This window comes from Streptomyces sp. LS1784 (assembly GCF_020103755.1).
In the GTDB taxonomy this organism is placed as follows: Bacteria; Actinomycetota; Actinomycetes; order Streptomycetales; family Streptomycetaceae; genus Kitasatospora.
This window is the reverse complement of record NZ_JAHSQD010000850.1, coordinates 1-2,504: the sequence shown is the minus strand read 5'-3', so window position 1 is coordinate 2,504 and position 2,504 is coordinate 1. Positions and strand designations below refer to the sequence as shown.

General features: G+C 75.7%; 3 protein-coding genes. All 3 read left to right on the top strand.

All coding sequences use genetic code 11. The annotated features are described in order from the left end of the window. Window positions 1-239 precede the first annotated feature (239 nt). Window positions 240-818, top strand: coding sequence for an SAV_6107 family HEPN domain-containing protein (locus KS423_RS43345; RefSeq protein WP_224285188.1), 579 nt, complete (start codon window positions 240-242; stop codon window positions 816-818). A 45-nt stretch (window positions 819-863) separates the two neighbouring features. Then, window positions 864-1,616: a methyltransferase domain-containing protein gene (locus tag KS423_RS43340; protein ID WP_224285187.1), complete on the top strand. Its 753-nt coding sequence runs from the start codon at window positions 864-866 to the stop codon at window positions 1,614-1,616. 463 nt (window positions 1,617-2,079) lie between these two features. Then, entirely contained in the window at window positions 2,080-2,469 is a 390-nt protein-coding gene (locus KS423_RS43335; protein WP_224285186.1) for a DUF3040 domain-containing protein, read from the top strand. Window positions 2,470-2,504 lie beyond the last annotated feature (35 nt).

The window sequence follows — 2,504 nt, the reverse complement described above, 5'->3', positions numbered from 1 at the left end:
GAGCGGGGCGGGGGGAGACCGGCCACGGGGGGAGTACGCCACCGCCGGCCGTGGGGGACGGGCGGAGCGACGGCACGGCGGCGGCGCGGGACCGGGGGAGGACCGCACCGCCGCCGCTACGTGCTTCCCCGGCCGCTCTCCGGGGTCGCGGCCGGCCCGGCCGGATTGTCAGTGGCGCCGTTCACGATGGGAGGGCACGGACCACCCGGTCCGCGCGCTGCCTCGGAACGGGGGAGACCATGACCATCAGCCGTCCTGAGCCCGTCACCGCCCGCCTCCACTCCGCCGCCCTTCCGCACCTCCCGGGTCCGTCCGTCCGTTCCGCCGCAGCGGACGTCCATCCGGTGCTGCGCCGGGTCGCCGCGCCGCCGGCCGCCCTCGACCTGCTCGCCGACGCCCACCGCACCCTCGCCCGGGCCCGCGCCCTGGAGGACCCGCTGGAGCGCTACGCCACCGCCCACCTGGCCGCACTGCGCACGGTGGCGGCCGTCCTGGCGGTGCGCGGCCGCCCGGAGAAGAGCCCGCGCCGCCGCAAGGCGATCCGCAGTGCCTGGGAAGTGCTGCCCGAGGTGGCGCCGGAGCTCGCCGAGTGGGCGGTCTACTACGGGGCCGGCGCCCGCCGCCGGGCCGCCGCCGAGGCCGGGATCAGGGGCGCCGCCTCGGCCCGGGACGCCGACGACCTGATCCGCAACTCCGCCCTGTTCCTGCGCCTGGTCGAGCGGCTGCTCGGCCTGCGCGCCGCCCCGCCCCCGCCCCGGCTGCCGCTGGACGGCGACGAGCCGCCGGGCGTGAGCGGGCTCCCCGCCGGGCCGGTCTAAGGTGGAGGCATCCTGATCGAACTGCACGTGCCAAGGAGCTCCGCCTTGTACCCGACGCGTCCCCGCAGTGCCCTGCGTACCGCCGTGGTGTGGGAGGTGGTCCGGGCGGCCCTGGAGAAGCGGGCGGCCGAGCTGGACCAGCCGGTGCTCGACGTGGTCGACACCGGCGGCGGCACCGGGAACTTCGCCGTGCCGGTCGCCAAGCTCGGCCACCGCGTCACGGTGGTCGACCCGAGCCCGGACGCCCTGTTCGCCCTGGAGCGCCGGGCCGCCGAGGCCGGTGTGACGGACCTGGTGCGGGCCGTCCAGGGCGACACCCAGACCCTGCCCGAGCTGGTCACCCCGGGCAGCGTGGACGCGGTGCTCTGCCACGGCGTGCTGGAGGTCGTGGACGACCCGGCCGAGGCGCTCGGCAGCCTGGCCGGCACCCTGCGCAAGGGCGGCCTGGTCAGCCTGCTGGCGGCCAACCGCAACGGCGCCGTACTGGCCCGCGCGCTGGCCGGCCACTTCAACGAGGCCCGCACCGTGCTCACCGCCACCGACGGCCGCTGGGGCGAGCAGGACCCGATGCCGCGCCGCTTCACCGGGGAGGAGCTGGGCCGACTGGCCGAGGCCGCGGGCCTGCGGGTGGAGTCGGTGCACGGCGTACGGGTCTTCGCGGACCTCGTCCCCGGCGTGCTGGTGGACACCGAGCCGGGCGCGCTGGAGGCGCTGCTGAAGCTGGAGGAGGCCGCCGCCGCGCAGCCCGAGTTCCACGCCGTGGCGACCCAGCTGCACCTGCTGGCCACTCTGGCCTGAGGCGCACCTCCCGGCCCGCGCGCCCCTTCACGAACCCTTCCGCCGTCGTACGGTTTTTTCGCACACCGTACGGCGGTGGTTCGCGCTCCGGAGGCCTGCCCGTTCCCCGTCCGTGCCCGGGCCGTGCCGTGCCGCCCGGCCGCAAACCTTCCCAGGTCCGGGACGATTCCATCCGATCGGGCACTTGTCCGGGGCGTGGCGCGTTGGCACGGATGCGGCCGTCCCCGCTCGAAGTGGCCCGTCCCACGCGGGGCAGACCACCCCGTAACGGGCCCACGGACCGTATGATCTGGGTAAAGCCGGAAAGCATGACAGCCGGACGCGTGGGGCATATGGACGACACGGGCCGGGTCCCCCGCACGGGCGTCCGACCCGACCGTGTGCCCCAAGGCTGATTGGACTTGCCTCCCCGACCGGGGTGGGCGGACCGGTCGCACCCGCGACCGACGAGTAGGAGGACTCCGTGCCGCTCTCGGAGCACGAGCAGCGACTGCTCGACCAGATGGAGCGAGCGCTGTATGCCGAAGATCCCAAATTCGCGTCGGCGCTTGAGGGAACCGGGCTGCGCACCTACACCCGTCGGCGGGTCTACCTGGCCGTCGCCGGCTTCGTGGTGGGCATCGGCCTGCTGATGGGCGGCATGGTCGTGCCGGACCAGATCTGGGTCAGCGTCGTGGGCTTCCTGGTGATGCTCGGGTGTGCGGTGTTCGCCGTGACCGGCTGGCGCCGCGGCCCCGCGGCCCAGAACGCCGGGGCCCGCCCGGCCGCGGCCCCGCGCCGCAAGGCCGGGATGATGGACCGGGTGGAGCAGCGCTGGCAGCGCCGCCGGGACGAGCAGACCGGCGGCTTCTGAGCAGCTCGGCCGATACGTACGAAGCCGGGGCGGGC